Origin of the sequence: Streptococcus tangpeifui (genome assembly GCF_044503215.1) — a bacterium.
In the GTDB taxonomy this organism is placed as follows: Bacteria; Bacillota; Bacilli; order Lactobacillales; family Streptococcaceae; genus Streptococcus; species Streptococcus tangpeifui.
Map to the genome: position 1 here is coordinate 1216003 of NZ_CP172427.1, position 25833 is coordinate 1241835.

The 25833-nt window shown below is 42.7% G+C and carries 17 protein-coding genes, 1 tRNA gene, 3 pseudogenes and 1 other annotated feature; of the genes and pseudogenes, 4 read left to right on the forward strand and 17 right to left on the reverse strand.

Annotation, left to right across the window (positions count from 1 at the left end; genetic code table 11):
* Positions 1-91 precede the first annotated feature (91 nt).
* From ACFSN5_RS05625 to ACFSN5_RS05675, 11 genes and pseudogenes are all read right to left on the reverse strand, one after another.
* Complete coding sequence (locus ACFSN5_RS05625; RefSeq protein WP_165210790.1) at positions 92-4492, reverse strand: glycoside hydrolase family 70 protein; 4401 nt, start codon at positions 4490-4492, stop codon at positions 92-94.
* 430 nt (positions 4493-4922) lie between these two features.
* Positions 4923-5216: a 50S ribosomal protein L27 gene (gene rpmA, locus ACFSN5_RS05630; protein WP_004229856.1), complete on the reverse strand. Its 294-nt coding sequence runs from the start codon at positions 5214-5216 to the stop codon at positions 4923-4925.
* Between the two features lie 23 nt (positions 5217-5239).
* A complete protein-coding gene (locus tag ACFSN5_RS05635; protein ID WP_004228332.1) occupies positions 5240-5572 on the reverse strand; it encodes a ribosomal-processing cysteine protease Prp in 333 nt (110 codons plus the stop codon).
* A gap of 9 nt (positions 5573-5581) precedes the next feature.
* Positions 5582-5896: a 50S ribosomal protein L21 gene (rplU, locus tag ACFSN5_RS05640; protein ID WP_165210787.1), complete on the reverse strand. Its 315-nt coding sequence runs from the start codon at positions 5894-5896 to the stop codon at positions 5582-5584.
* A gap of 40 nt (positions 5897-5936) precedes the next feature.
* Positions 5937-6037, reverse strand: a sequence feature (ribosomal protein L21 leader region).
* A 64-nt stretch (positions 6038-6101) separates the two neighbouring features.
* Positions 6102-6689 (reverse strand): TMEM175 family protein, encoded by a 588-nt coding sequence (locus ACFSN5_RS05645; protein ID WP_002264144.1) that lies wholly within the window; start codon positions 6687-6689, stop codon positions 6102-6104.
* 24 nt (positions 6690-6713) lie between these two features.
* Positions 6714-7246: pseudogene (locus ACFSN5_RS05650) on the reverse strand (GNAT family N-acetyltransferase).
* A gap of 30 nt (positions 7247-7276) precedes the next feature.
* On the reverse strand, positions 7277-8455 hold the full coding sequence (locus tag ACFSN5_RS05655) for a CapA family protein (protein WP_165329034.1): 1179 nt from the start codon (positions 8453-8455) through the stop codon (positions 7277-7279).
* Positions 8456-8752: 297 nt separating this feature from the next.
* Positions 8753-9298 carry a GNAT family N-acetyltransferase gene (locus tag ACFSN5_RS05660; protein WP_165210781.1) on the reverse strand — a complete coding sequence of 182 codons (546 nt, stop codon included), beginning with the start codon at positions 9296-9298 and terminating at the stop codon, positions 8753-8755.
* Complete coding sequence (locus ACFSN5_RS05665) at positions 9273-9926, reverse strand: hypothetical protein (protein WP_165210779.1); 654 nt, start codon at positions 9924-9926, stop codon at positions 9273-9275. Before ACFSN5_RS05665 ends, ACFSN5_RS05660 begins: the two co-directional genes overlap by 26 nt.
* A 10-nt stretch (positions 9927-9936) precedes the next feature.
* Complete coding sequence (thiI, locus tag ACFSN5_RS05670) at positions 9937-11151, reverse strand: tRNA uracil 4-sulfurtransferase ThiI (protein WP_165211307.1); 1215 nt, start codon at positions 11149-11151, stop codon at positions 9937-9939.
* A 57-nt stretch (positions 11152-11208) separates the two neighbouring features.
* Complete coding sequence (locus tag ACFSN5_RS05675) at positions 11209-12354, reverse strand: cysteine desulfurase family protein (protein ID WP_165210776.1); 1146 nt, start codon at positions 12352-12354, stop codon at positions 11209-11211.
* Positions 12355-12535: 181 nt separating this feature from the next.
* On the opposite strand from ACFSN5_RS05675, the gene ACFSN5_RS05680 reads away from it, so the two are divergent.
* Entirely contained in the window at positions 12536-13048 is a 513-nt protein-coding gene (locus ACFSN5_RS05680; protein ID WP_165210773.1) for a DUF4175 domain-containing protein, read from the forward strand.
* Positions 13048-14295, forward strand: coding sequence for a bifunctional folylpolyglutamate synthase/dihydrofolate synthase (locus ACFSN5_RS05685; RefSeq protein WP_165210770.1), 1248 nt, complete (start codon positions 13048-13050; stop codon positions 14293-14295). The genes ACFSN5_RS05680 and ACFSN5_RS05685 overlap by 1 nt, the downstream gene beginning before the upstream one ends.
* A gap of 78 nt (positions 14296-14373) precedes the next feature.
* Here the strand turns inward: ACFSN5_RS05685 and gorA are convergent, their stop codons facing one another.
* The gene (gorA, locus tag ACFSN5_RS05690; protein ID WP_165210767.1) at positions 14374-15726 is read right to left on the reverse strand and encodes a glutathione-disulfide reductase; all 1353 of its coding nucleotides are present in this window, start codon (positions 15724-15726) and stop codon (positions 14374-14376) included.
* A 177-nt stretch (positions 15727-15903) separates the two neighbouring features.
* Positions 15904-17694 carry an excinuclease ABC subunit UvrC gene (uvrC, locus tag ACFSN5_RS05695; protein ID WP_165210764.1) on the reverse strand — a complete coding sequence of 597 codons (1791 nt, stop codon included), beginning with the start codon at positions 17692-17694 and terminating at the stop codon, positions 15904-15906.
* A gap of 562 nt (positions 17695-18256) precedes the next feature.
* Here uvrC and ACFSN5_RS05700 point away from each other — a divergent pair.
* Positions 18257-22380 (forward strand): annotated as a pseudogene (locus ACFSN5_RS05700) (GH32 C-terminal domain-containing protein); the annotation flags it as partial.
* Between the two features lie 506 nt (positions 22381-22886).
* A pseudogene (locus ACFSN5_RS05705) lies at positions 22887-23773 on the forward strand (fumarylacetoacetate hydrolase family protein).
* A gap of 37 nt (positions 23774-23810) precedes the next feature.
* Here ACFSN5_RS05705 and ACFSN5_RS05710 read toward each other — a convergent pair.
* From ACFSN5_RS05710 to nmlR, 4 genes are all read right to left on the reverse strand, one after another.
* Positions 23811-24296 (reverse strand): hypothetical protein, encoded by a 486-nt coding sequence (locus tag ACFSN5_RS05710; RefSeq protein ID WP_350018427.1) that lies wholly within the window; start codon positions 24294-24296, stop codon positions 23811-23813.
* 53 nt (positions 24297-24349) lie between these two features.
* A complete protein-coding gene (locus tag ACFSN5_RS05715) occupies positions 24350-24910 on the reverse strand; it encodes a hypothetical protein (protein WP_165329036.1) in 561 nt (186 codons plus the stop codon).
* Between the two features lie 322 nt (positions 24911-25232).
* Positions 25233-25305, reverse strand: a tRNA-Thr gene (locus tag ACFSN5_RS05720).
* 80 nt (positions 25306-25385) lie between these two features.
* A complete protein-coding gene (gene nmlR, locus ACFSN5_RS05725) occupies positions 25386-25781 on the reverse strand; it encodes a stress response transcriptional regulator NmlR (protein ID WP_165329037.1) in 396 nt (131 codons plus the stop codon).
* Between the last annotated feature and the right edge of the window lie 52 nt (positions 25782-25833).

Below are 25833 nucleotides of genomic sequence, written 5' to 3' on the forward strand. Positions count from 1 at the left end.
ACCTTATCCAAATCCAAAACTACTCTAACAAATAAAAAAGACTTCCTCGAGTGAGGAAGTCTTTTAAATAGCTGTGATTTTACAACCTTTATTAGTTCCAACCACGGTAGATGGCAACGCCATTATTATCGAAATAATAATACTGACCGTTAACTTCTTTCCATTGATTCGTAATCATGCTGCCTGAGTTAGCATCAAAATAACGAAGTTTGCCATCAGAAGTTCTTACGGCTTTGCCTTTGGCTTGGATACCGTTTGCGTCAAAGTAGACACGCTGGCTACCAACTGTTTGCAGACCAGTCAAGACTTGGCCGTTTTTAACGTACAGCCATTGACCTTGAGCGTTTGAGTACCAGCCGCTGCCAGTCACCAATTGGCCTTCCATACTGTAGAAACGGAGAACTGATCCATCTTTGATGGTTTGACCTTTAGCAATGGTTTGGGTGATAGCTACACCATCTTTACCGATGATATAAGTCTTACCATCTGACCCCTTAACAGTGCGGTTATAAACTTGGTCGCCTGAGTTAGCATCATAGTAACGAATCTTACCATCAGCGCCCTTGACGATGTCCCCTTTAACTTGTTGGCCATTAGCCTTGAAGTAGAGTTTTTGACCACGAACAGTTTGTGCACCAGTAACAGCTGCACCATCCTTACCAAGATAGAACCAGTGACCAGTCTTATCTTGGACAAAGGTATCAGTCCACATGTCACCAGAGTCAGCATCAAAGAAGTACAGTTTACCATCTTTAGCTGTTACAAAATCACCCTTGACTTGTTGACCGTTAGCCTCAAAGTAGAGATGTTGTTTGCCAACAGTTTGCGCACCGGTAACCGCAACACCATCTTTACCAAGGTAGTACCAGTGACCAGCTTGGTCAGAAATGAAGGCATTGGTTACTGCATTACCGTTATGCTCATCGAAGTAACGAACCTTACCATCGCGAGTAACGATAATCTTGTTCTTAGCTTGGATACCATCCTTATCGAAGTATTGGTCGTGTCCGGCAACTCGTGTTACACCAACAGCCATTACACCGTTTTCAAAGTAGCGCCAGCTATCATTGCCAAATTGATAGTAACCATTTTCATAACGTTTACCATCATTAGCGTAGTAGTGGCTCTTACCATCTTGATCAGTGAAGATACTATTGCGAAGGGCAGCACCATTAGCGAGGAAGTAATAATTGGCTCCTTGAATGTTTTGAGCACCCATAACCATGTATCCGTCTTTACCGAAGTAGTAAAGATTTCCTGCTTCGGTGATGAAGCTATCCTTAACTTGCTCACCAGTTGTGCTGGAGTTATAGATATATCCTTTACCATCGAAGCGAATACCTGACTCAACAACTTTTCCAAGCATAGCACCTGGCAAGAAGACCTTACCTTCTGCAACGTTGAAATACTTATTGCTTGCTTGGTCGCTGAGGACATAGTTAGCACCGCGTCCAAGGATATTGCTGCCATTGAAGTATTTAGCAGACCATTGTTTAATCTTAACAGATGGATCTATTGCCTGACCGGTAGAAATTTGTTTCTTGGTGAAGAGTTCAGGATATTTCTCCTTCAATTCATCAAGGAAGGCACCACCGTATTTAGCTTGGTAGTCATCACCAGAGCCTTTAGTATCTGTTACATAAAGAGTATGGTTGATTTGACTGCCAGCAATTGGTTTACCAAATTTATCTGTCCGAGTAACGGTAACCACTTCTTTTTTAGGGAAGGTATACATTTGGTCTGGAACCCAGTCTGCCATAACTTTTAGTCCAGCTTTATGAAGCGCTTTAATGGCTTTAACGAGATGTTCTGCGGTACCATATTTATTTGCCTTAGACATACCAAGGTCATAGCGGTCAGTAAAGGCATAACCGTTTTGGATAACAGAATCAAGGAATTGACCGTCTGTAGATGACACGTACTGTGGTGCCATTTCGAAGTCTGTGATTCCCCATGAAACGAATTTGTCAACGTTTTTAGCAATGACAACATTAGTATATTCGTCTTCCTTGGTTGCGAAAGCTTGGAAGTTAGAGAAACCTTCAAACATAACGCGTGAGTCCATAGCAGCATCTTGGTGAAGGGATTTGCCATCTGTGCTTGCGGCATCGCTAGCTGCAACACGGATATCTTGGTCAGCTGGTGCACCAACTGGTACCCAAACTTGAAGGAAACCAGAAATTTGTGGGTTAGCCACACCTTTAAGGTCGTCATTCAAGAAGTACAAATAACCATTTTCATCCGTACGCTTAATCATACCAGCCTTGCTAGCATCTGCATCTGTAGCGTAGGTAGCAACACCGTCTTTAGTTGATACCATAAGGGCACGGTATTCTTGATTAGCATGGGCAGCACCCATATTGAGGGCTACTACTTTACCTTCCAAACTAAAGTTTGGCTGGTTCCCCATAACAACACCGATACCTGATGTGCGAGTTGTTGCATCACCCTTATCGCTTTGTTTAAGAGCACCCTTACCGTAACGGACAGATGTCAAGATTTCACCATTACCAATTTGGTAGTTTTGCATGGCTTGTCCACCTGAAACATACTTCATCCGTGCCTTCAAAAGGGACTCGATGGCATTGTAGTTCACGGTCTTGTTAGCCATGTATTGGCCATCGTCAGTAAACATATCTCCGTAGTAAATACGTGGGATAGAGCCTTTATTTGTTAGGAGCAGAGTGTAAGACAACGGCACATTGTAGTGCGTATATTTCTTGTTGGTCTTCTTCAAGTCTTCGTTGTAGATCTTGAAGGCCTGATCAATTTCTTCTTGAGTGAATGAATATCCAAATGAATTTGGATTAATTTCTGCCTTGATGATATCACGAATCAAATCTTGTACTTCACTATCGTGGGCACGAGCAAAGCTATAACTTGGAATTTTTTCCACTTCACGATCATCAACTTCACGGTCAACCACACTGTTGTGAATCAACGGATTCAAGCCAGAACGTTTATCAAGTGGCTTAGCCAATGACCAAAGCATTGACAAACGGAACTTGTTATCCATATTCATGAGGTTGTCACCTTCATCGTGAAGATAAGGTGTATCATTATCACTCCATGCTTCTACGATAGAAACATGGTCGTTGGCATTTTTATTATTTTTATCAATCTTGTAAGCAGACTTAAGGTAGTCGCTAGAGATTTGCAATAGATCGGCATCAACATTATCCACCGCATCGACACGGATAGAGTCAAAGTTGGCTTCTGGATCATTAGCATAAATACTACCGAAGTTAAGAAGGTAGTGCAACCAGTTCAGGCTTTCAGCTTGTACAACTGGGTTGGAGTTGTCCACATCGTTAGCTAAGAGATACTCGTAGCCTCCAAGCGGATCATTTTGGTTGAAGGTGAAACGAGGATCCAAAGAACCCGTTTGGTTGGTCGGCGTGCGGTTAAGAATACGGTAACCAGACTGAGTATCAGGTGTTAAAGCTGTTTCATTGTCGAACTTGAGAGCACCATTTTGCAGGTGGTCATCATAAGGTTTTTCACTTTCACCATTCCATTGCGGTTGGGTCTTAACAAAGGCAGAAATTGCCTCGCGAAGCCATTTAGTATTCTTTTCACTTGTAATTCTTTGCTCAATACGCGCTTGAACTAATTCTGCTGCTGCTGTCAAATCAGCTTGGCTAGTTTCGGCGGTATAAGTTTTGTCAATACCGACAACCTTGTTCATGTAGTTGACATAGTTACGTTTTGTTTCGGTATCAGGCCACCAAGCCATCAAAAGCGGACGGAAATCATCTTTGGTCGATTCTGTCCAAGTTTTGCCATCTTTCAAGATGGATTTTGGACGATACCATGAGTCAGCTGTCAGATAGTTATCAATAGCTTCAAAGTTTTCTGCTGCTGTGCTGTAAGCACGGTTATTAGCCGCAAATGTTGCTGTTGTCTGATTAGCCGAAGACGAAGTCTTGTCAGCACCTACTTTTGATGTATCTTTATAAGCGCCGGTTTCATCAAAGTAAAAAATAGCATCACCAACACTGACAGCGAAATTCTTTTTCACATTCCCATCAGCATCGTAATAATAATACTTTCCATCAACCTGTTTGACGTTTGACAGATTAGTCAAGGCTTGGGGAACAGATTGGGCATCAGTTGCAGCTACAGCAGCTTGAGGCGTCACAGCATCAGAGACTTCTGAATTATTATCTGTGCTAGGAACCCATTGAGCTTCTTGCCCATCAGTGTTTGCGACCTGAGCGTCTTGGTTAACTGCTACTTCTTCAGTTGAACCAGCATCTTCTGATGTCGCAGTGGCAGGAAGGGGTGCAGCCTGATTATCTTGGCCGCTAACTGCCTGATCTCCTGCTACCGCAGCATTTGCAGCATTGTTCGCATCAGTTGCTGCGGCGTCCGTATCAGCACTGGCTACTGAAGCACCGAGTGCTGAAGCAAGCATAGTGGCAGATGCAACAGAAATAGTTACCCATCTCTTTTTGACCTTGTGCATCTTGTAGTGTACATTCTTCTCCATCAAGGGAGTCCTCCTAATTTGAAAAAAGTAACGATGTCTAACTTTTTTAATAGTTAAACTATTTTAATCGTCAAGCTATTCTAACATAATTTTAAAATTATTTCTAGTTATTGACAATTATGTTAAACGTTTTCTTGTTGATTTTAAAAGAAAAATTGCCGGAAAATCTCTCGTAAACGTTTTCAGATGACTTCCTTTTTCAAAATTTATGTCATAACTTGTCATAAAGCATCATTCTTCTTACTTAATAATACAAAGTCATTTCGTTAAGAACAGAACGATTAGCTAGCAAATACTATCTCCAATTCGATAGACCGTAAAGAAAACGAGAATTGTCCCATAACTGCTCTCGTTCGCCAACTACTTGTTTATTCTTCTCTCAGTTGATGATGAAGGCAATAAAAAAACAGGCCCGAAGCCTGCTTTCTGCTTATTTTGCGATTGGGTAAACAGATACTTGCTTCCTATCGCGTCCTTTACGTTCAAAGCGAACAACACCTTCAACCTTAGCGAAGAGGGTATCATCTCCTCCGCGGCCAACATTGGCACCTGGATAGATATGAGTTCCGCGTTGACGGTAAAGAATTGAACCACCAGTTACGGTTTGACCGTCAGCAGCTTTAGCACCAAGGCGCTTGCTTTCTGAGTCACGTCCGTTTGATGTAGAACCTCCACCTTTTTTGTGAGCGAAGTATTGCAAGTTAGAAAGATTAAGTTTAATCATAATATTTTCCTTTCGTTGAAAGCTTATTTTATGACAGGCCGGGCAACATACTGAGATGAATTTTCCGCTAAATTTTCCAAGCCGATAACGACCGAAGCAAATAGCGTCTGCCAAACCTGCTCTTGATGAGGAGCCAGTTCTTGAGGCTTTTCAACCTTGAGAAAGCCTCCTTCATCTGCTAATTCCATTTTCGGCGACTTACCGGTCAAAACTTCTACCGAATTGATAAAGTTAAGGGCCAGCATAGAAACCGAAGCACAAATCACATCAAAGCCATACTCACCACTGCCGGCGTGACCTGTAATTTGCATCCCAGACCAACCTTTTGCGTCTTTGGTAAATGTTGCTTCAATCATGATTAGAAATTAAGCGTTGATCACGTTGATAACAACCTTGGTGTAAGGTTGACGGTGACCTTGTTTACGGTGGCTACCTTTTTTAGGTTTGTATTTGTATGATACAACCTTCTTTTGTTTTCCTTGTTTTTCAACAGTTCCAACAACGCTAGCTCCGTCAACAAGAGGGCTACCAACCTTAGTAGCATCTCCACCAACAAGAACGACTTGATCAAATGTCACTTCTGCCCCTGCTTCAACGTCAAGTTTTTCAACGTAGATTGCTTGACCGACTTCAACTTTAACTTGTTTTCCACCAGTTTTGATGATTGCGTATGTGCTCATTATGCACCTCCTATAAGATTTTTGGACGAAGGATAAAATCCTTCTTGTGAAGACTCGCCTAGAATCGTGAGAGCCGAACTCTTACTTGACTGAGACTTTTTACTAAAGTCTCAAACGATTTTCGTGCGGTTGCACAGGATGTGCATATTAGTCAACTTTTATAGTATAGCATAGTCACTTAGGTATTTCAAGGAGTACAGTTAATTTATTTAGCTTTTTTCTCTTCAGTAATCGAATTAGGAAAAACAATAGCCAAAGAAACAAATAGAACAGTATACATCATAGCCGATGGCCAAATGGTCAAACTTAAAAACAATCCTAAAGTTTTCAAAAACATATCAAGTTTTAGCCATCGACTCTTTTTGACAGAGAAAGTTTGGATGGCTTCTGCCTTTTGGTTTTCCTTAATATGCGAAAGATCACTCTGCATCCACAAATTTGAACAAGATATCGCTATCACAATAATACCATAAAAGGACTGAGCAGCTGAATTATTGAAATCACTTGCAACCAGATTAGTGGCATAAGGAAAAAAAGAAGAGAAAAACAGCATTAATAAAGACTGCCAAACTGTTTTATTGGAAATACTTTTAATATCATGCCAATTACGATGCAATAAAACCCACATGGCCCCTAACCAAAAGAAGGAAATAGTATAGGCAAAGAAATTCATTCGTAACTGCCATAGATTTTCCCAAGAAATAGGGTTTGGTTTCTTTAATTCTAAAACTAAGATTGTCATGATAATAGCCAGTATAGCATCTGTAAACGCAGCTAAACGTTCCTTTGTCATTGTAAACCTCTCTCATTATGTTTCCTACTGTACTGTTATTGGCACTAAGCCCAGAACCGCTCTTTTGACTAATTTTTGAAAACGTTCTAAATCAATACTCTGTTCCGTAGTCAATATCTGATAGCGCTCCTGCCCCTCGTAATAGTAATGAGATGTCAGTTGGTATCCATTGCGCTCATAAAAGGACAGCCGCTGTCTTCTTTGTTCACTATTGGCGCGTCTTTCTCGACAGGCTCTATCGTTAAAATAAGCGGTTTTCTTCCAGCATATTCACGAATCTGTGCTAATATCATACTGCCATATCCTTTGGAGCGAACTGACCCATTAACAGCTAAAAAAAGGATAAACACCTGCTCCTTAGATTCAATAATATAAGCAAAACCAACAAAGCGTTCCTTATCATAATAGGCATAGCAAGTCACCAGAGAGCGCAAGCTATTTAGCAGCAAGCAAAAATAAGGAAAGCGCTCACGAGGTGGAAAAGCTGAAAGATATAATCTTTTAACATCATGATAAGCTTTACTAAAAAACTTCACTTTTTGCTGAGCTAAAGTCATTGATTCCCTTTCTTATCAACCATATCTTTGCTACCATTTTAAATTCACCAATTCCTTCATTTCTTTATAGGCTGTATCAACCTTCTCTTTCATGGCACTATCTAATTTATGACGGTATTTACCGCCTTTGATGAAATCCTCCAGAACCAACGTTTGATAATTATAGGCATCATAACCTTCATCAACTGTTTGGCCGGTAGGCTGCCGCCAAACCATGGTTGGATGAGCTTTGACGGTTTTGATAACAGTCTTTTGACCCGCCTTTTCAAAAGTCACATCCATCAGCAAACCACGTTCGGTCCAAATATCATCAACTGTTTCTTGATTTTGGTTGGAGATAAAATTTCCCATAGAATAGATGATAAATTTCTTTTGTCCATCCTTATGCAAGGTCTCTGCTGGTTCCACCACATGGGGATGACCGCCAAAGATGACATCGGCTCCCCAGTCGATCATCTTATGATAGAGCTGGACTTGTTCATTGGTCGGATCCTTTTGGTATTCCACTCCCATCTGTGGCATGACAACAGTGATATCCGCCTGCTTTTCAGCTTGGGCGAGTTCGGCTTTCATTTGCTTTTCATTCAAGTCGGATAAATGCTTTTTGTGCTCGCTCTTACTTAGATTGGACTCCATGCCGTTATAGCCATAGGAATATCCTAGGATAGCAATTTTAATCCCATTAACCTTTTTTATAAGAAAGGGCTCCTTGCGGCGATTTCTCTGATAGATACCTATGGTATCTAACCCAAGCTTATTGAAAGTTTGAGCAGTTTCCAGAGCTCCAGACAGACCGGAATCCAAAATATGATTGTGGGCCAAGTCAATAACATCATAGCCCGCCTCTTTTAAAGTCGTGGCAATAGAGCTAGGAGCGTTGAAAAGAGGGTAACCTGCAAGAGGGTAATCACTGCTAATCGTTCCCTCATAATCTCCAAGGGCCAAATCAGCATCTGAAATCCAATTTTTTGCATACTTGAAGTAGGGATTGAAATCATAGCTGCCATCCGACTGTCTAGCGCTCATGTAGAGAATATCGTGGATTAGGATATCACCATTGGCTACAACTCTAGCAGTTTGTACCTGACCAGACTTTGTTTCAGACTTCTTAGCCAAGCCGCTCGCATCGTAAAACGCGGCCACCACAAGAATGGCCAGAACCAAGGTCACACAGATAAGGCTAGTTCTTGAGAGTGGCAACTTTTTCATAGACATTCCCCTTTTGTTTATTATTTATACAGTATTATAGCATGTTTCCGCTTTCAAAAAACTACTATTAGAAAAATCACTCCAATTAAAAATTAAAATCGTGATAAAATCACGATTTTGATTTATTCTTATCCCACTCTCATGAAACTGAAATTAAACAAGAAGCAACAACTACCGAAAAGGTTAGATAAAAAAAGCTTATCCTCATATAGAGAAAGTCAGCGTTTAAAGACCACATATTGAAATGATCAATGTGGTCAAAAATAGCCAACATTCCTGTCATGGACAGCTGTCTCCCTAATCCACGCCAATCTCAACTCCTGTTTGTTCAATCAGCTTAGCCAAGTTCGTGAAATCAGCAAGAGGGAGCCTTGTTTGACTAGCCATAACTTGATACACTTCTGGACCTTCATAATAATAGTGGGGAGTTAAATGATAACCATTCGATTGGTAGAAGGCCAGACGGCGGAGCCGCTGACCGTAATTGCTGGCGGCCTGATCTGAGGGCTCAATAACCAAAACTCTTATCCGACTGCCTGCTTGTTGGGCTACTTTGGCTAGGATGGCCGAACCATAACCTTGGGAATGCTTGTCCTCCACTACTGCTAGAAAGAGCAGATAATAGACTGTATCTGACATAAGACTGTAGGTGAAACCAACAAAATCTGAATCATCATAATAAGCTACAAAATCTGCTTGACCAGAATCCGCTTTCTTCAGTAACCAATCCCAGTCAAGGCGTTCTTCGGGAGGAAAGGCTGTGAGGTAAAGTGATTCAAGATCACTTACTAAACTCTTTGAGACGCTCTTTCGCTTCTTAACCGATTTCGATAATAGCTTCATTTGTTGCTTTTCTTTCTGTGAACCAAATGTGAACAGGTTTGCCTGATTTATTAAGTCCAACTATGACCAGTTGATTTTTCCCAGTATTTCTTACCTTGGCAACTTGCGTAGAATTAGCATCCGAAACAAACACTGAATAGTTCTTACCGTTAGGGTAACCTTTCAAATCTAAATAAATACTTGGATCACTATAACGGCCACCATTATCAGCCTGATAGTCAGTAACTGACATAAATTTAAAGTCAGTCACCTGATTTCTTTTATCTGTAAAATAACGGTGAGCTTGGTAACTTCTTATAGAAGGATATAACCAAAAGCAGAAGATCATCCCCATTAAGAAACAATAAAACAAAAAATTCTCTGAAAAAAATTTTTCTGTTAAAGACTTCTTTAACTGTTTAGCAGTCTTTTTCTTTGATTTAGCAGTCGACTCCTCCCATTCTGGAGCAATGACTACTAGTTTCAGGAAATAAGCTGCCACTAGGACAAATAGTATAACCGCTATTAAAAATCCTGCAGAATAAGCACCTGATGAAGATGGATTAGAGCTGCCTAGCACATTAATCGCATGGCGATCCCAATTATAAGGGCCAAGTACTCCATTTAAAAACTCCCAGATATTGCGCACTTATCATCCCCTACAACAAGTCCTCAATCATATCATCTACGGCATCGTTTTGACCTTCCGGTGTGATTTCAGAAACCATAATGCCTTTAACCGCACGATCAATAAGGCCTTCAACATCGAGTCGAGCTTCGTACTGCTCGACATTTTTGATTTTAGGATTGGTTTTGGGACGGTCAGGTGCAAAAATGGTACAGCAATCTTCAAAAGGTTGGATAGAAATCTCAAAAGTATCAATTTTTTCGGCGATATCAATGATTTCCAGTTTATCCATAGTGACCACTGGACGGATGACTGGCGTTGCTGTTACCGCATTAATGGCTTGCATGGATTCTAGTGTTTGACTGGCAACCTGGCCGAGACTTTCGCCATTTATGATGACCAAACCATGGCGCTGCTCACGGATCCTATCGGTAATCCGCATCATAAAGCGACGAGTCAGGGTCATGAGGTAGGCTTCGGGTGCCTTTTCCTTTATTTCCTCTTGAATCTCCGCAAAGGGAACTTCGATAAATTGGATATTTCCGCCAAATTTCGTTAATTTACGCGTCAAATCCTGCGCCTTCTTCAAAGCACCCGGACTGGTATAAGGTGGGCTAGCGAAGTGGACTGCTTCAATATCTACCCCTCGTTTGAGAGCCAAATAGCCTGCTACAGGTGAATCAATACCACCTGAGAGCATGAGCATACCTTTGCCTGCTGTGCCAACTGGCAGACCGCCAGCACCCTTAATTTCTTCATGAGAGATATAGGCTGCTTCATCACGGATTTCTACCTTGAGAGTAATATCAGGCTTTTTCATCTGAGCCTTGATATTAGGGAGGACATCAAAGACGGCTCCACCAAGATCTTGATTGAGCTCACGACTGTCTAATGCAAATTGATGATCGCTGCGTTTACTGGAAACCTTGAAGGTTAGTCCTTCATGATAGAGACCAGCCATAATGTCTTGGACAGCCTTCCGCAGGGTGGGCATATCTTTTTCCAATTTATAAACTGGTGAAAAGGCTTGAATGCCAAAAATCTGCTTGAGACTTTCAGCGACAGGACGGTAGTCAGCCCCATTAAGGAAAACATGACCGCGATCTCGGTCTGCTGTTACCGTGACCTCTGGGTAGATAGAGAGAACATCTTGCATATTGCGTTTGAGCGTATTAATGAAACGCATGCGATTTTTCCCCTTAGTCGAAAGCTCACCGTAGCGAATCATAATTTCAGAATACTGCATATCATCTTTCAAAAGTCCGACGATCAACTGCCGGACATCCTTTCTTATTTCTTATCCTTAACGGACTTTCTTGGTCTTTTCGTAAACTTGTTTAAAGATAGTTAGGAACTGCTCAACTTGACTCATATCATTGTCATCATCCAGGCTGATTCGGACAGCTGTCTGAGCTGCCTTGGTCGGTACTCCCATCGAAATCAGCGTACCGGCTGGTTTGCCAGCCTTAGAGGAGCAGGCACTGGTGGTGGAGATATAAATTTGATGCTCTTCAAACGCATGTACCACTACTTCTCCCCTAACTCCCTTAATGCCAAAGGTTAAAATATTGGGAGCAAAGTCTTGACTTTTTTCAGAAAAGAGCTTGATATCAGGGTACTTACTCAATTCATCGTAGATAATAGCTTTCATCGCCGCAATCCGAGGCAGGGCCGTTTCTTCCTTAGCCAAGGTCAAACGCAGGGCTTTGGCCATAGCCGCAATACCGGCTAGGTTTTCAGTCGTTGAGCGCAATCCATTTTCCTGACCGCCTCCTGTCAAAAGCGGACTGATGCGCTTACCAACCTTCTTATAGAGAAAGCCGACACCACGAACCGCGTGAAACTTATGTCCCGAGAAGGAAGCAAAGTCAACTCGGTCAGTCAAATAGCTGGCAGTCGGAATTTTTCCGATAGCTTGAACAGCATCTACATGAAAAGAGATAGTCGGCCGATCAGCCAAAATTTCTGAAATAGCTTGGATAGGCTGGACAGAACCAATTTCATTATTGACAGCCATGACTGAGACCAGGATGGTATCCGACCGTAGGAGGCCAGCTAATTGTTTCACATCTACAAAGCCGCGGCTGTCAACAGGGGCATAAGAGACCTCAAATCCTTGAGTAGCCAACCATTTAGCAGATTCTTTGACAGCTGGATGTTCAATATCTGACACGATAATATGTTTGCCGTAGGGGGCTTTTTCAAAGGCTAGTCCCTTGATGGCCCAGTTATCGCTCTCAGTTCCGCCAGATGTGAAAAAAATTTCTTCAGCTGACTTGCCTAATAGCTGAGCAATTTGCTTGCGAGAAGCCTCCAGCAAACGGGTTGCTTGGTCGCCAAGGCCATGCAGGCTGGAAGGATTACCGAAAATTTTAGCTGCCACCTCTTGATAGCTGTGAAGGGCTTCGGAATAGGGTTGGGTTGTAGCTGAATTATCAAAATAAATCATAGTCGTTCCTTTAACAGTCAATTAGTTTCATTATAGCATAATTTAATAGGCAAGAGGCAGGCAGAAAACCGATTCAAGGTTCGGACATGAAGAGAAATGACCCTGCCACTTTATTTAAGAATTTTTTTTCAGATTTTGGTAAACTAGTAGCTAGAAAACTTTTTTAAGGAGAAAATTCACCATGTCTCAATACTCACGTTCGCAACGCAGAAAGAAAGAAAATACGGAACTTAGTCACACCCCTATTCGCCAAGAAACAGAAAGACGTATTCCTAAGGCAAGAGCTACTAAAAAAATTGCTCGTGGCGCTAAGAAAGGTTTCTCAGCACTGCAAAAAATAGTGGCTATTGCGGCAGGGCTTGTTACTATTTTGGGGGCACTGGGTTATTTTGCTATCTCCCGCAATAATTCCAATAACGACAAATCATCTGACACTTCTACGACAACGGTCATTAAAGAAAAAGAGGACAGCAATAGTCAGGCAAGTTCTAGCGATGCTAACAACAGTCAAACGCAAGATGGTCAGCCAACAGAGGATCAAACCCAAGGACAGGATCAAAATGGAGAAGCAGCTGATTCTGGACAAGCTAGTGACCAAGGAGGTCAGATCGACCAAGGGCAAACTGATGGAAATGCTGGTACGACTGATCAAGGGCAAACTGGCGGAGACGCTGGCCAGACACCTCAACAATAATGCTAACCTATCAAGAAACCTTGCAAACTATCCACAGCCACAAGGCTTATGGACGCCGGCCTGATTTCAGGCGATTAAATTGGCTATTAGATAAACTGGGAAGGCCCCAAGCAGGCTTTCCCAGTCTTCATATTGTCGGGACTAATGGCAAAGGTTCAACCACTGCTTTGCTCCAAGCTATCTTTAGTCAAGCCGGCTACAAGACTGGGACCTTTACCTCGCCTTTTATCACTCGTTTTAATGAAAGAATAGCTGTTGACGGCCAGCCTATCAGCGACCAAGATCTAGTAAGAACTTTCGATTTAGTCCGCCCTTGGCTAGAGAAACTGACTGAGACAGAGATGGGGACTTTGACAGAATTTGAATTAGTCACGGTTCTTGCTTTCCTGTATTTTGAGCGTGTACAGCCAGTTGATATCGCCATCATCGAAGCTGGAGTCGGCGGCCGCTTTGATTCAACTAATATCATTACGCCCTTGGCTACTATCTGCACTTCTATTGGTTATGATCATTTGGATACCTTGGGCAACCGTCTGGAAGACATTGTCTGGCATAAGGCCGGAGCCATCAAGTCTGGACGCTCAATAATTCTTGGTCCAGTCCCTCAGAAAGCTCAGATCGTTTTTGAAAATGAAGCCAAGCAGTTACAAGCTCCCCTCTATCAAGCAGGTCGGGACTTTTGGATTGAGGATACCAGCAATGGCTTTGATTTCAAAGGTCCGTTGGGCAGCTTGCAGCATTTAAGCCTGAGCCTTCTCGGGTCTCACCAGCAATATAATGCAGCCTTGGCCACTGAGGCCAGTCTCCTTCTTCAAAAACATTTTCCTAAGATCGATGAGGCTGCAATCAGGACTGGTTTACGATCTGCTTTCTGGCCCGGTCGCGGTGAACTAATCGAACCTAACATTCTGCTGGACGGAGCCCACAATCCCCAAGGTATTCAGGCCCTAATCAATCTTTTAAAAACAGATTTCCCAAACCGCTCTAAACAGCTGCTTTTTGCAGGCTTAAAGCGAAAAAATCTTTCTGGAATGTTAACGCTGCTAGAGGGGCTGGAGCTCAGCGTCACCACTTTTGCTTTCCCAGAAGCAGCCGATTTAGCAGACTACCCTGAAACCTACTCAAAGGTTGCTGATTTTCGAGAATGGCTGGATAAGGCCAAGGATTCTGACGATCTCTTTATCGTGACAGGCTCCCTCTATTTTATTTCGGAAGTGCGCCGTTATCTTTTGGATCAAAAGAACTAGCTAAAATCCCAAATCATGAATTGATTTGGGATTTTTTGTCTTTTATCTTGTCCTCCGTTTGATGCAGATCTATTAGCCTTATCTCATCGTAACAAATTCTTCCGCACCTGTCGGGTGGATAGCGACAGTGTTGTCAAGATCAGCTTTGGTAGCTCCCATCTTAATCGCAACCGCGAACCCTTGGATCATTTCGTCAACACCATAGCCGATACCGTGGAGGCCGACAACTCTTTCATCTTCGCCTTGAACAACTAATTTCATGCGAGCCACTTGGCGATTGTCAGCCAAGGCTGTATACATAGAAGTAAAGGATGAGGTATAGACTTTGATTTGATCTTTCCCATACTGCTTAATAGCTTGTTCTTCCGTCAAGCCAACCTTGCCCATGGCTGGGTGACTAAAGACTACGGTTGGGACATTGGTATAATCCATCTTAGCTGTTGTTTGACCGTTGAAGAGACGCTCTGACAGCTGACGTCCTGCCTTGATGGCAACTGGGGTTAACTCGATCTTACCGTTGACATCACCGATAGCGTAAACACCTGATACATTGGTATTTTCGTATTCATCAGCTTGGATAAAGCCACGCTCGTTAAGCGCCACACCGGTGTTTTCCAGTCCGTAGCCCTTCGTGTTAGCGACACGCCCAATAGCCCAGATAATGACATCAGTGGTATGCTCCTCACCATTTTCAAAGATGAGGGTTAAGGAACCATCAGCATTCTTGACCACTGCTTTTGGTACACAATGTTTATGCAGGGTTGGACCGTCTTTTTCCATTTCTTCCATGAGAGCGTCCGTTAGGTAATTGTCCCAGTTGCGAAGAGGGCGATCCTTACGAACAAAGAGGTGGGCATCACTGCCTAGGGTATGAAGGAGACCAGCAATCTCAACACCGATATAGCCAGCTCCTACAATAGCCACGCGCTTAGGAACCACATCTAACTCAAAGAAGCCATCGGAAGTGATACCATACTCAGCTCCCGGGATATCAGGAACGAGGGCGTGCCCACCTGTCGCAATGAGAATATGGGGCGCTGTATAGGTTTCACCGTCAGCTTCTAAGATATGGGCATCAAGAAAGGTGACATAAGCATTCAGTACCTCTACACCATTTGCCGCAAATCCTCGTTCATAGGAGCCATGGATACGGTCAATGTAGGCTTCACGGTTATTTTTCAGGGTCGTAAAATCAAAAGTTGTATCTCCCACTGTAAAACCGTATTCACCAGCATACTTATGAATCGCTTCAGCAACCTGAGCCCCATACCACATGACCTTTTTAGGAACACAACCACGGTTGACACAGGTCCCGCCAGTCTCCGCTGCCTCAATCAAGAGCACTTTTGCGCCATGCATAGCAGCTCGGTTAGCCGAAGCAATCCCCCCAGAACCACCGCCAAGGACAATATAATCGTATTCTTTTACCATAAGAATCCCTTTCTATCGTTTCAGTAGACTTAGAGTATCATAAATAGGGAAGGCAGGCAATTTTCTGATACGACTATAAAAGGCAAACGATCTTATCGCCTGCCTTTTACTAATTTTTACTCCTAATTATCCTTGCTTCAGATAAAAAAGCTGTAACACACTTGAGTTTATCTTTTTCTATGTCTTATCTACAACTTCTTGTGTCAGTGCTTCCTTTACTGCCTCTGCTACATTCCTCGGTATGCCACAGTTGACGATATCATCCACATCTGCTTCTTGAATCTTGGTCAGGCTTTTGTAATGCTTGAGCAGGAGCTGCTTGCGTTTAGGTCCAAGGCCAGAAATGCCGTCCAATTTGGAGCTGAAGCTATTCTTGCTGCGAACCTGACGATGGAAGGTAATAGCAAAGCGGTGGACCTCATCTTGTACACGCTGAAGGAGAAAGAATTCCTCGGAGTTCCGTGGCAGATCAATGACTTCCAGAGGATCACCAAAGAGCAATTCATGGGTTTGGTGCTTATCGTTTTTTTGAAGACCTGCAATAGGAATGTCTAAGCCTAGACGGTCTTGGATGACCTCCTTTGCAATATTGACCTGACCTTGTCCACCATCGATCACGATTAAATCAGGTGGTGTCAAACCATCTCGCATGACCCGACTGTAGCGACGATAAATAACCTCACGCATACTGGCATAGTCATCTGGGCCAACAACCGTCTTGATTTTAAACTTACGATAGTCTTTCTTACTGGGTTTACCGTCAACGAAGACGACCATAGCAGCAACTGGACTAGTTCCTTGAATATTGGAATTATCAAAGGCTTCAATACGGCGAGGGGCTGGGATATTGAGCAATTCTCCAAGATTTTCAATAGCTCCTTTGGTCTTTCTGATATCTTTTTCCAAAAGGTCAAACTTTTGCTGCAGACTGACTCTGGCATTCTTGGTCGCTAGGTTGACTAACTGCTTCTTCTCGCCGCGCTGTGGTTTAATAACCTTGGTTCTTACGACCGCCTTGACAAGCTCAGCATCAATATCCTGCGGAATAAAAACTTCTTTAGGTAGAAAGTGCTTGCTCTCACGATAGAATTGACCGACATAGGTGAGAAAATCCTCTTCAGGCTCATTGTAGTAGGGAAACATATTGACATCCCGCTGAATGAGCTTGCCCTGACGGACGAAAAAGACCTGTACACACATCCAACCCTTGTCGACATAATAGCCAAAAATATCGCGATCAATCATATCTTGGTTCATGATTCGCTGCTTGGTACGCAGGGTACTGATAGCTTCCAAAAGATCACGGTACTCGGCAGCTCGCTCAAACTCCATCAGCTCTGACGCTTTAAGCATTTTATCGCGGATTTGATCGACAATCTTATTATCCTTGCCGTTGAGGAAATTTTTGACATCCTCTTTGAGACCGTCCCAGTAAGCCTGATCAGTGTGGCAAACAGTGTGGGCATTGCATTGTCCTAAATGATAGTAAAAACAAACCTTATTAGCTGGATTGGTACATTTTTTAAAAGGGAAAATACGATCCAGCAGACGCTTAATCTCGGTTGCTGCTCCTGAATCGGGGTAAGGACCAAAATAAATCCCATCTTTGCGGTGAACCTGACGGGTAATCATGAGGCGAGGATAAACCTCGTTAGTAATCTTAATATAAGGGTAGGATTTGTCATCCTTGAGCCGAATATTATACTTGGGCATATTCTCCTGAATCAGATTGATTTCTAGGAGAAGGGCTTCGGTATTGGATCCCGTGACGATATACTCAAAATCGGCGATTTCTGAGACCAGCATCTCCGTCTTCGTATCGTGACTGCCGTGAAAATAAGATCGCACCCGATTTTTCAGATTCTTAGCCTTTCCCACATAGATGATAGTACCATTTTTGTCCTTGTGGATGTAGCAACCAGGACTAGCTGGCAGCAACTCCAACTTGTGCTTAATCAATTCATTCATAGAATTATTATAACAAATCTCATTTTTAGGGACAGTAATTGACACGATTGGATAATGGCAGATTTTCCTCTAAAAAGGTGGCAAAACCTGCATTAAAATAATATTCTCATTATTTTTTATATGATTTTTGCAAATAGAGAATTGTTATTTGCATATTGTAAAGCGCTCACAAGAGTTTTATAATAAAGGCAAGACGCAAAAAAGGAGGAAATCTATCATGAAAGATAGTCCGTCAAAGGAAACAAAAACACATGGCTGGTATATGCACAAACGCGGCAAACATTGGGTTTACGGCTGCAGTTTGGTTACTCTGCTGGTTGCAGGACTGGCTCTTAGCAATCCTGTTTTTGCTGGGGAAACGGCACCAGCTACTAGCACTCCCAATGCACAAGTGGCTGACACCATCAAGTCTGATGAAACGTCAGAAGGGGCAACAACAATCCCAGCCAATAGCCAAGCTGTTATTGAGAGTAAAGATAACAGTGCGGAAATAAGTGGAAATACCACTTCATCCCAACAAGCAGAGAGGATAGCACAATCGACCGACGAAGGCGGATCAACTGTTGATTCAGAAGCTGATCAAGCAGAAGTCGCTACTTCCGACGATGCAACGCCAGTGGCTGAAAGAGCCGATGCTGGTATCACTGTCGAAAAAGCTGATGTGGCTCAGGTTGCTGAAAAGGGCTATCAAACCAATTTGACCAACCTCAAATCAACAAACGGAACTTGGGAAGTTCGAGATGACGGTCTCTACAGCAATGCCTTAGACAAGGGAGACAGCTGGAATATTTCTGACATTAAGGCTGGTGATTTTGTCTATTCAACAGATATCAAATTTTTGAAAGAACAAGGAGCTGTCGGTCTAATCTTCCGGAGTACAGATCCTAATAATGTTCAAAATAGTTATGCCATTAACATTGATGGAGGCACAAAGAAGAGTAAATTCTGGCGTTGGGACAGAGGAGAAGACCAGCAGCTGATTGATGAAAAGCAAATCGAACCTAGCGCCGATGGCAATTACTTTCTCAGAGTTGTTGCTATTGATTCCTGGCTATCCTTCTACATTAATGGGCACTTAGTCGGTTCTACAGGTGACTATACCCTGCAAAAAGAAGACAAAGGTCAAAGAACCGTCATTAAAGAGGGGTATCTGGGCCTGCTTAACTGGAACGGTGAAGCCGTCTTCCAAAATACTTACTATACCCCAATTACTGATAATCTAAATCCTGAACTAGCTGACATTACTGTCACGTCTGACAAAGGTCAAGTTGAGAAGAAAGGTCAGTTCCTTTCCAATGCTCCCGTCAGCATCCAATATGTTGATAATGCAGCATCCAGTGTTAAATTAGCCATTAAACCAAAGAACGATAAGGCTCAGATTACGATTAGCGACAGCACTGGTAAAGAATATCAGTTAAACGATGATATTCCTCTGGCTGTCGGTGCTAATTACTTGACTGTAACCAGCACAGTTACTACCGAAGCTAATCAAGCCAGTCTGACTTATCGGATCAATGTTCATCGCCGGCAAGCCAAGGAAGTCTACTACAACGAACTCTTCCGTGACCAGTACCACTATTCCGTCAAGGATGGCTGGGGAAATGACCCTAATGGTTTAGTCTATTACAAGGGTAAATACCATCTCTTCTACCAATTCTATGATGATCAGGTATGGGGACCAATGCACTGGGCTCATGCCACCAGTACAGACCTGATTCATTGGGAAGACCAGCCTATCGCTCTCTATCCCGACACTAACGGTACCATGTTCTCAGGCTGTATTGTAGTCGATGAACACAATAGTTCTGGCTTCTTCAAGGATGGTCAAGGCGGTTTAGTGGCTTTGGTCACTGCCGATGGTAACGGACAACGGATTAAATTAGCTTATAGCTCTGATGAAGGTCAAACGTGGATCAAGGTTGATCAAGTGGCGGCAGATTGGTCCGATGACCCACTGCAAAGCAAGGATTTTCGTGATCCTAAAGTCTTCCATTGGAATAATAAGTGGTTCATGGTGCTAGCTGGTGGTCCTTTGCGTATCTATTCTTCGATAATCTACGAGATTGGTCAGTTGAATCGACTTACCCTGATATCCACACTGAGTGTCCCGACTTCTATCCAATCCAAACAGAGGATGGCACGATCAAATGGGTGCTTTCTCGCGGCGGCCGTTACTATAAGGTAGGTGACTTCAAGCAAGTTGACGGCAAGTGGACCTTCAGCCCAGATCAAGCTTATAAAGAATCTGACGGTGTGATGAACTTTGGCAAAGATTCTTATGCCGCTATGACCTACTATGTTCAGGACTTTGGTACCGAAGCCAATCCAACCATTCCGAAATTGACGGAACTGAATTGGATGAATACGTGGGACTATTGCAATCTAGTCGCTAAAACAGTTGACCAAGATTTCAACGGTACTTACAATCTTAATCTCCAGTTGGGCTTGGTCAAGGAAAATGGCACTTACGTTCTGACGCAAACACCGCTTGAAATTTACAAAACACTTCGGGATACTGCTAAAGCCATCAGCTATCAAGACGTTACCGTTACAGCTCAAAATGATCTACTCAAGGATGTCAAATCTGATAGTTATGAAATTGTTGCAACCTTTAGGCCAAGTGCGACGACGACTAAGGTCGGCTTTAAAGTCCGCCAATCCAAAGACCAAGAGACACTGGTGGTCTATGATTTGAAGCAAGAAGAGCTCTCCATTGACCGAACCAAGTCTGGAGTCATTCTTAACGATAAATTTGCCGAGGTCAACAAGCAAAAGGTGACGACCAATGCTGACGGCAGTATTTCTCTCCATATTTTCGTTGATCGATCCAGTTTAGAAGTTTTCGCCAAGGGGGATACCGTTACTGGTGCTAACCAAATTTTCCCAGCCCCAGACAGTTTGGGAGCCAGTGTCTTCGCAGAAGGAGGCGACGCCAAGGCTGATATTTATTTCTACCCTCTCAAATCCATCTGGACTGATAAAGTTGCAGCTGATAAACCTTTCAAACTGGTCGGAACCGGCCAAACTGAAACACGTTTAAATCTTGGCCAATCAACCAGTTTCGAAGCCTATTTGGCTCCCGCCCAAGTTAAGCAAGATATCAATTGGCAATTGGATAAACCCGACCTTGTTGATTTTAGTCAATCTGGCAGTAAGGTAACCCTGACGGCTAAAAAGGCAGGGACTTTGACTCTGACAGCAAGCTCTAAAGAAAATCCTAACTTGACTAAAACCTATAAGATTAGTATCTTTGAGAATAATTTCAAGACCAACTTAAAAGATCTCAAAGTCATTTCTGGTCAGTGGGTTGTTGATGATAAAGAGTTGCTTGACAGCAATACCAGTGCTAACGATGCCATCATGTCGACCGAGCGCCTCCCTTACTCTGAATACAAACTGGAAGCTGACGTCAAATATCAAAAAGGTTTAGTTAACATCTTTTTTGCCTCTCCAGCAACCGACCCAGCCAACGCCTATGCCTTCCAACTGGGCGATCAGGCTAGTGTCAGACTGTACTACTTCCAAGGAGATACTATCGCTGAACAACCGCTGAATACAGCACTTAACGATAATCACTACCACCATTTGCTTATTAACAAGACCAAGGACAGTGTCAGCCTGAGTATTGATGGTCAGGAAGTCATGAACCACAAATTTGCATCTGTCAAAGACTATTTTAATCAAGCTTATGTTGGCCTAGGACTGTGGGATGGTGCTGTAGCCTTCCAAAATGTCTATCTGACCCCGCTCAATCAAGACGTTAAGCCTCAAGGTTGGTTCACAGCTAACCAACACTGGTATTATCGTAAGGCCGATGGGCAATTAGCAACTGGTTTAACGAGCATTGATGGCAACACCCATTACTTCAACGCCGACGGTTCTCAAGTCAAAGGCGACTTCGCTTCTCCTGATGGCGGACAAACATGGTATTACCTTGACAAGAACAACGGACATGTTCTGACTGGACTGCAAACGATACAAGGGAAAACCCATTACTTCAACGCCGATGGTTCCCAAGTCAAGGGAGACTTCGCTTCTCCTGATGGCGGACAAACTTGGTATTACCTTGACAAGGACAATGGACAAGTTCTGACTGGACTGCAAACGATACAAGGGAAAACCTATTACTTCAATGCTGACGGTTCCCAAGTCAAAGGCAACTTTGCCTCTCCTGATGGCGGACAAACTTGGTATTACCTTGACAAGGACAACGGGCAAGTTCTGACAGGGCTGCAAATGATACAAGGTAAAACTTACTACTTTAACGCCGACGGTTCTCAAGTTAAAGGCGACTTTGCCTCTCCTGATGGCGGACAAACGTGGTATTACCTTGATAAAGACAACGGACATGTTCTGACTGGACTGCAAACGATACAAGGGAAAACCTATTACTTCAATGCTGACGGTTCTCAAGTCAAAGGTGACTTTGCCTCTCCTGATAGCGGACAAACGTGGTATTACCTTGACAAGGACAACGGACAAGTTTTAACAGGCGGTCAAACGATCAAGGGCAAACGTTATACTTTTGATGAAACAGGCAAACAAATCAAGGGCCGTTTTGTGACCCCCGATGGTGGCAAAACGTGGTATTATCTTGATAAAGATAATGGTCTCAGAGTGACGGGCAGACAGGTCATCAATGGCGAAATCTGTTACTTTGATCAAGACGGCCGTCAAATTAAATAGATCAAGCCTCAGCTAGACTAGACCGTTTGCGACAGGATGCTCCTATTCATCTGCTTCTCTGACATCAATCAAAACCATCCTAGGACAATTTCTCAGCCAAATCCCATACACGAATTTCTTTCATCATGACTAATTTCCAACCACATGGCAAAAACACAAACAAATGAACATTAGCCGACCAACTATTTCCAGCCTTGTCATACCATGACTGAAGATTGGCCTTCACCTGTGCTGATCGCCTTTCTTATAGCTGATGCTTTCCTACACTACAAACGCTGGTGATTTTCTGACATGCCTGCTCCCCCTTTATTTCCAGTCAGGTTAGTCCTATTTTGTTATAATAAAAGCAGAAAAATTCAAACACTTTCAAAAAGCTTATAATTGGACCCGCCTATGATTCTGTGAATTTAGATAAAATATCCCAGAAGCTTTAATGCTTCGCTGTCCATTTTCCTAAATTCTTTGAGTCACTTAACGGCCTGCTATCTTGTAGAAAGGGGATTCCTATGAAACTCAGTGTGATCGAATTGGCCAAAAACCTGAACTCGTTGTCCAAACGGCAGCTGGTTGGCTTAAATTAACTTCCTACTTTGATCAGGTTGAAGAAGTTCCCGATTTTACTATGGAAAATCTCTTTGACGGCAAAGTTTACAAGGGACTTCAATTTCTTTTAGAATCTGATTTGAGCCAAATTGACAGCTGCTACTGGTTGGATACGATAGAAGACTACGCCTTCTATCCGGTCGTCAGCCACCCCAGAAAAATCTTGGCCGTTGGCCTAAACTACAAAAACCATATTACTGAAGTGCAGATGGACAAACCTCAGGTCCCAGAAATTTTCAATAAGCTAGCGACCAGCCTCAACAGTCACGGCTCTCCCATCTTTCTTCCTAATAACGATTGGGAATATGATTACGAAGGTGAATTGGTCATCGTCGTCGGTAAAAATGCTAAAAACCTCACCTTGGATGAGGCTGATCAAGCGATCTTTGGCTACACCGTCGGTAATGACGTTACAGCGCGTAAGCTTCAATTTCAAACCAGTCAATGGCTGATAGGTAAGTCACTAGATGGTTTTGCTCCTGTCGGACCAAGTCTGCTGACTAAGGATCAAATGAACCTAGGCCAAGCCCGCTTAACAACCAAGGTTAATGGCCAAATCGTTCAAGAAGCTCCGCTGACCGATATGCTCTACAGTCCGCAAGAAATTGTCAGTTACCTCTCACAATATATGACACTTGAACCAGATGATTTAATTTTCACTGGTACACCCTCTGGTGTCATTATGGGCCACAATCCTAATCAGCTAGACTGGCTGACTCAAGGGGACACTGTCACCGTCTCCATCAGCGGAATCGGAACTTTAGAAAATACCATTAGATATGAAAAATAGCCACCAGCCTTGCTGATGGTTATTTTTTACATATCCTCTACTTTACTTTCTTTAGTAAGCGGCTATTAAATACGAAGCTTGCGAATTTCAAAACGATCTCTATGGCAGTAAATAAGAGAAAAAGTTTGGGTTGGAATATGCAATAGGATACAGCTGCTAAGCCAAAACATACAAATTCTAAAATTCCAAGCAAAGTGATTAGGATTCTAAACGTTAACCCCTTTGTCACACCAAAGCCAAAAATGAGAGTAATAATAGGAGGGACTAAAATCAGTATCATAGCACCTAGGCTAATTGGGAGAACAATCGCCGATGCTATTATCCAACCAATCATCTCCTCTGCAGGATCGTTTGTATGAACTAGTAAGCTGCTTTGCTTAAAAAACCACATCATTAACAATCCTGCTGAAACTAGCTGGAAATTTCTTGCTATCTTTACTTGCTTTATTTTCAACTGCCATTCAGCATTTTGCATTTGATCATCCGCAGAGCCTTCACAGTCGAAATTTCTAGTATTTTTCATCACAACTAATATTTGGCATTGCGGCCAAACCATTCTTTTATTTTTTCTTATTATTAATAGTCATTTAACCCTTGCTGATAAATCATTTGTTGGCCTTGCTGACTAGCCTTGATTTCTTTACCCGCTAAGATAAATAAGCCAGTTATCACACAGACTTGGGCAATTTTTGCAAGTCCTAAGCCAATCAGGCCGGTTATAAATATCCGGCTAATGTTTTCTTGGCTCGCATAAATTGATGACCAAGCTACGGCAACAAAAATAAACTCAAGCCCCCATGCTAAAAGGAAGCTAATCAAAAAGCCAAAATGCCGAGACCAAACGCTGGCGGCAATAATACTCACAATATTAGCGCCAAGATTCAAAATCAGCAGAAAAAGAAAGTAAGCATAAAGTGAATACATAAACCAGACGACTCTAAGAAAGTCTGTAGTAAAGTCATCTTCGTAATTTCCTAGTCCCAGTACATGCGCCAAGAAAGATAAAGCATTTTCCCTAAAACTTGCGGAAACTACAAAAATGATGATAAAAATAAGCGTTGGTATTATGACTAAGGAAGCGATAAGCTGCAGGCCCATAGCCCAACCAACAAGTTTTCGTGACGGTGTCTTGATCACAATTATTCTCCTCACTAATAACTAGGCTCGCTTAAGGATACACAGGTCATTGCAGTTTTTTCGGTCAGCAGAAATTTCCTTACCTGCTCTAGCAGCAACATTGCAAAACTCCCAAATCGAGACCAGCTAGTATTTGCCATCATCACAATACAATTCTACACAATCGCTCAAGTCAAAGAGCTGAATAGACTGCTGCCCCTCACCCACATCCATAAGATGCCCTTTAAGACAGCCTCTTGATATTTTGACTACACTTCTCAACTTCTCCTTGCCTTCAAAAAAGTGGCACTGCTAAGCAATGCCACTAGTGGTCTATGAAGAATGCCGATTGCAGGAATTGAACCTACGACCTACGCGTTACGAGTGCGTTGCTCTACCGACTGAGCTAAATCGGCAACTACTCCTATAGTTTATCAATTTGTTTTCAATCTGTCAAGATTTTTTACTTATTTTTTTCTTAAATCTCATTCTAGGCCTATCCACTGTCTTTACTATTATGAAAAAGCCGCTTCTCTTTGAGAGCAATCTTATTCTCGTAATTATCGATTTTATAATTCAATCGCTTCAGGGCCTCATTTAAATCGTCGATGCGCTTCTGTAGGCCTTCCCGTTGCTCTTTAAGGATAGTCAGGCGGGCCTGAATATTCTCATCACCAGCTTGCAAGAGTTCCGTGTAGGCTTTCAGAGCCCCGATACTCAGACCAGCCCTTTTAAAACAGCGAATGAATTGCAAAATAGAGATATCATGCTCTGTAAAATCACGAACTCCAGCTTGATTGCGCGTCACTGGTGGAATCAAACCAATCCTTTCGTAGTAGCGAATGGTATCTGCAGAAATCCCAGTTAACTCGCTCACTTTCTTAATATTCATCAATATGTGTCCTTTTACTTATTAATCCTCAACATTGTAAGCCTTGGAGTTA

What these genes read in the sequence shown, in the direction of transcription:
- uvrC (WP_165210764.1), bottom strand. Translation starts at nt 17,694, where the DNA reads ATGAATGAATTGATTAAGCACAAGTTGGAGTTGCTGCCAGCTAGTCCT.
- thiI (WP_165211307.1), bottom strand. Translation starts at nt 11,151, where the DNA reads ATGCAGTATTCTGAAATTATGATTCGCTACGGTGAGCTTTCGACTAAG.
- ACFSN5_RS05655 (WP_165329034.1), bottom strand. Translation starts at nt 8,455, where the DNA reads ATGAAAAAGTTGCCACTCTCAAGAACTAGCCTTATCTGTGTGACCTTG.
- ACFSN5_RS05625 (WP_165210790.1), bottom strand. Translation starts at nt 4,492, where the DNA reads ATGGAGAAGAATGTACACTACAAGATGCACAAGGTCAAAAAGAGATGG.
- ACFSN5_RS05675 (WP_165210776.1), bottom strand. Translation starts at nt 12,354, where the DNA reads ATGATTTATTTTGATAATTCAGCTACAACCCAACCCTATTCCGAAGCC.
- rpmA (WP_004229856.1), bottom strand. Translation starts at nt 5,216, where the DNA reads ATGATTAAACTTAATCTTTCTAACTTGCAATACTTCGCTCACAAAAAA.
- ACFSN5_RS05710 (WP_350018427.1), bottom strand. Translation starts at nt 24,296, where the DNA reads ATGAAAAATACTAGAAATTTCGACTGTGAAGGCTCTGCGGATGATCAA.
- ACFSN5_RS05660 (WP_165210781.1), bottom strand. Translation starts at nt 9,298, where the DNA reads ATGAAGCTATTATCGAAATCGGTTAAGAAGCGAAAGAGCGTCTCAAAG.
- nmlR (WP_165329037.1), bottom strand. Translation starts at nt 25,781, where the DNA reads ATGAATATTAAGAAAGTGAGCGAGTTAACTGGGATTTCTGCAGATACC.
- ACFSN5_RS05635 (WP_004228332.1), bottom strand. Translation starts at nt 5,572, where the DNA reads ATGATTGAAGCAACATTTACCAAAGACGCAAAAGGTTGGTCTGGGATG.
- ACFSN5_RS05680 (WP_165210773.1), top strand. Translation starts at nt 12,536, where the DNA reads ATGTCTCAATACTCACGTTCGCAACGCAGAAAGAAAGAAAATACGGAA.
- ACFSN5_RS05685 (WP_165210770.1), top strand. Translation starts at nt 13,048, where the DNA reads ATGCTAACCTATCAAGAAACCTTGCAAACTATCCACAGCCACAAGGCT.
- rplU (WP_165210787.1), bottom strand. Translation starts at nt 5,896, where the DNA reads ATGAGCACATACGCAATCATCAAAACTGGTGGAAAACAAGTTAAAGTT.
- gorA (WP_165210767.1), bottom strand. Translation starts at nt 15,726, where the DNA reads ATGGTAAAAGAATACGATTATATTGTCCTTGGCGGTGGTTCTGGGGGG.
- ACFSN5_RS05645 (WP_002264144.1), bottom strand. Translation starts at nt 6,689, where the DNA reads ATGACAAAGGAACGTTTAGCTGCGTTTACAGATGCTATACTGGCTATT.